This is a genomic window from Ancylobacter lacus, from assembly GCF_018390635.1.
Classification (GTDB): domain Bacteria; phylum Pseudomonadota; class Alphaproteobacteria; order Rhizobiales; family Xanthobacteraceae; genus Ancylobacter; species Ancylobacter lacus.
In genome coordinates, this window is record NZ_JAHBGE010000052.1 from 1 (window position 1) to 3,907 (window position 3,907).

At 72.2% G+C, this 3,907-nt stretch carries 3 protein-coding genes; all 3 read left to right on the top strand.

Annotation, left to right across the window (positions count from 1 at the left end):
- Positions 1-912: serine O-acetyltransferase EpsC (gene epsC / locus KHC27_RS13740; protein WP_213339954.1), on the top strand; the 912-nt coding region annotated here is incomplete at its 5' end.
- A gap of 11 nt (positions 913-923) precedes the next feature.
- On the top strand, positions 924-1,871 hold the full coding sequence (locus KHC27_RS13745) for a family 2A encapsulin nanocompartment shell protein (protein WP_213339955.1): 948 nt from the start codon (positions 924-926) through the stop codon (positions 1,869-1,871).
- Positions 1,846-3,879, top strand: coding sequence for a family 2A encapsulin nanocompartment cargo protein cysteine desulfurase (locus KHC27_RS13750; RefSeq protein WP_213339956.1), 2,034 nt, complete (start codon positions 1,846-1,848; stop codon positions 3,877-3,879). The genes KHC27_RS13745 and KHC27_RS13750 overlap by 26 nt, the downstream gene beginning before the upstream one ends.
- The last annotated feature ends 28 nt before the right edge of the window (positions 3,880-3,907 follow it).

A 3,907-nucleotide genomic window follows, 5' to 3' on the forward strand; every position in this document is an offset into this window, starting at 1 on the left:
GTTGTTGCGGGGCTGAAGCTGTCGCGGGATGTGAGCCATAACATCCGCCATCGGGGCCGGCTGCGGCCGCCGCCGTCGCGCGAGGCGATCGTGCGCTCGCTCCAGGGCTTTGCCGCCGCGCTGTTTCCCGCCCATTACGGCGAGCCCGGCCTCACCGCCGAGACCATCGACTACTATGTCGGGGCGACGCTCAACGAAGCCCTCACCCTGCTGTCCGAGCAGGTGGCGCGCAGCCTGCCCTTCTCGCTGCAGGAAGATCGCGGCGAGGCCGAGTTCCGCCGGCAGGCGGTGGAGATCACCCGCGCCTTCGCCGCCGGGCTGCCGGCGATCCGCGGGCTGCTGGTGAGCGACCTCCACGCCGCCTATGACGGCGATCCCGCCGCCACCGGCTATTCCGAGATCCTGCTGGTCTATCCCGGCCTCACCGCCATCCTGCACCACCGCTTCGCCCACGCGCTGCACCGGCTCGGCGCCACCTTCCTCGCCCGCTTCATCTCCGACATCGCCCATTCCCGCACCGGCATCGACATCCACCCCGGCGCGCAGATCGGCGGCAGCTTCTTCATCGACCACGGCACCGGCGTCGTCATCGGCGAGACCGCGGTCATCGGCGCCCGGGTCCGGCTCTACCAGGCGGTGACGCTGGGGGCGAAGAGCTTCCCCGCCGATGCGCGCGGCGCGCTGATCAAGGGCAGGCCGCGCCATCCCATCATCGAGGACGACGTCGTCATCTATGCCGGCGCCACCGTGCTCGGGCGCGTCACCATCGGCCGCGGCTCCAGCATCGGCGGCAATGTCTGGCTCACCCATTCGGTGCCGCCGGGCAGCCACATCACCCAGGCCCAGACCCGCTCGACGGGCGGGGCGGCCGCAACGAACCCGGCGCCGGAACGGCCCGGATCTTCATCCTGACGGGGAACGGAATGACCGAAGAGCCTGCCATTCGTCGCACATTGAGCGAGGCCGCCGCACGGCAGCTCGCCAATGCCACCAAGACCCGGGCCCAGTGGGCGGGCATCAGCCCGCGCTGGCTGGTGTCCTTCCTGCCGTGGACGCCGGTCGAGGCCGGCATCTACCGGCTCAACCGGGTGAAGGACGCCGACGGCGCCGCCGATGCCGACGTGCAGTGCTCGCCCCGCCGCGACCAGGACCCGGACCTGCCGGAGACCTTCGTCGACTACGAGGACGCCCCGCGCGAATATTCCCTCAACGCGGTCACCACCGTCCTCGACGTGCAGACCCGGGTCTCCGACCTCTACTCCCACCCCTACGACCAGATCCAGGAGCAGCTCCGCCTCCTGATCGAGAAGGTGAAGGAGAAGCAGGAGAGCGAGCTCATCAACAATGCCGAATACGGGCTGCTCGCCAACGCCGCCCCCTCGCAGCGCATCCGCACCCGCACCGGCGCGCCGCAGCCGGACGACCTCGACGAACTCATCACCAAGGTCTGGAAGGAACCCTCCTTCTTCCTCGCCCATCCCCGCGCCATCGCCGCCTTCGGCCGCGAATGCACCCGCCGCGGCGTGCCGCCGCCGACGGTGACGCTGTTCGGCACCCCCTTCATCACCTGGCGCGGCCTGCCGCTGGTGCCTTCCGACAAGCTGTTCATCGACGAGAACGGCAAGACCAGGATCCTGCTGCTGCGCACCGGCGAGAAGAAGCAGGGCGTGATCGGCCTGTTCCAGCCGGGCGTGCCGAGCGAGGTGGCGCCGAGCCTTTCCGTTCGCTTCATGGGCATCAACCGCAAGGCGATCGCCTCCTATCTCATCTCGCTCTACTGCTCGGCCGCGGTGCTCACGCACGACGCGCTGGCGGTGCTCGAGGATGTCGAGGTGGACAAGTACCATGCCTATCCTGACACCTACGCCTGAGGCGCTCCCGGCGGCGCCGGAGCCCGCGGCCGGCGCCGGGCCGGAGCCGCTCGTGCTCGACCTGTCGGGCCCGGAGGCCGCACGCGGCCTTCCCCCCGGCCTGCCCCCCGGCCTGCCCTCCGGCTGGCCCGACCCCGGGGTGATCGCCCAGCTCGCCAACGCGCTGTTCCAGGGCGGCGCCGTTCAGGGTGGCGGCGTTCCCGGCGGCGGCGCGCCCCAGGTGGTGAGCCCGCCCTCCACCCCGCCGGGTCCCGGCCTCTTGCCCGGCGCCCCGGCGGTGACGACGCTCGCGCCGCACCTGCCGGTCCAGCTGCCGGTGGGGCCGCCCGACGTGCCGCCCGTCACCATCCCCTCCGCGGTGCCGACGCCGAACCTTCCGGCGCCGGGACCGGGCAGCGCGGTCGCGGTTCCCGGCGCGCCGGCGGTGCCGCAGCCGGGAAGCTCGCCCGGCCTGTTCGTGCCGGCCTTTCCCGCGCCGTTCGACTTCGCCGGGCTGCCGGCGGGGCTCGGCAACGTGGTCGCGCTCGACGCCCGCCGTCCGCCCGGCGGCAGCGCCGCGCCCGGACACGCCCCGGCCCTGCCCGCCGGCATCGCCCGGCCGAGCGAGGACGGCTACTACTTCCTGCGGGAGGGAGAGACCCGCGCACCGGTGGCCGATGGGCCGCGCGGCCTGCCCGCCCTTCCGGCGGAACCGGCCCACCCGGCGGCGCGGGGCCTCGACTTCACCGGCGTCGCGGCCGGGCTGCGGCCCGAGCTGGTGCCGGACCTCGGCCCCTCGCCGCACCCGTTCGACCCCCACGCGGTGAAGCGCGACTTCCCCATCCTGCAGCAGAGCGTCCACGGCAAGCCGCTGATCTGGCTCGACAACGCCGCCACGACCCAGAAGCCGCAGGCGGTGATCGACCGGCTCAGCCATTTCTACGCATATGAGAACTCCAACATCCACCGCGCCGCCCACGCCCTCGCCGCGCGGGCGACCGACGCCTATGAGGCGGCGCGCGAGAAGGTGCGCCGCTTCCTCAATGCCGGCTCGACGAAGGACATCGTCTTCGTGCGCGGGGCGACCGAGGCGATCAACCTCGTGGCGCAGACCTATGGCCGGCGCCACGTGAAGGAGGGCGACGAGATCGTCGTCACCCATCTCGAGCACCACGCCAACATCGTGCCCTGGCAGCAGCTCGCCGCCGAGAAGGGGGCGCGGCTGCGGGTGGCGCCGGTCGACGACACCGGACAGGTGATCGTCGAGGCGTTCGAGCGGCTGATCAACCCGCGCACCCGCCTCGTCGCGGTGGCGCAGGTCTCGAACGCGCTCGGCACGGTGGTGCCGGTGAAGGAGCTGGTGGCCATCGCCCACCGCCACGGCGTGCGGGTGCTGGTGGACGGCGCCCAGTCGGTCTCGCACATGGCGGTGGACGTGCAGGCGCTCGACGCCGACTTCTTCGTCTTCTCCGGCCACAAGGTGTTCGGTCCCACCGGCATCGGCGTGGTCTACGGCAAGCCGGAGGTGCTCAAGGACCTGCCGCCCTGGCAGGGCGGCGGCAACATGATCGCCGACGTCACCTTCGAGAAGACGATCTATAACGGCCCGCCCGAGCGCTTCGAGGCCGGCACCGGCAACATCGCCGACGCCGTGGGGCTGGGCGCGGCAATCGACTATGTCGAGGCGATCGGCATGGAGGTGATCGCGCGCTACGAGCACGAGCTTCTGGTCTATGCGACCGCAAAGCTGCTCGCCGTGCCCGGCCTCACGCTCATCGGCACCGCGGCGGAGAAGGCCAGCGTGCTCTCCTTCGTGCTCGACGGCTGCCGCACCCAGGATGTCGGCGCCGCGCTCGACCGCGAGGGCATCGCGGTGCGCGCCGGCCATCACTGCGCCCAGCCGATCCTGCGCCGCTTCGGGCTGGAGACCACCGTGCGCCCCTCCCTCGCCTTCTACAACACAACCGAGGACATCGACGCCCTCGAGGCGGCGCTCCGCCGCATCCAGGCCCGCCGCGGCCTCCGCTGACCCCCCCGCCCGGCAAACCCCGGGCGGG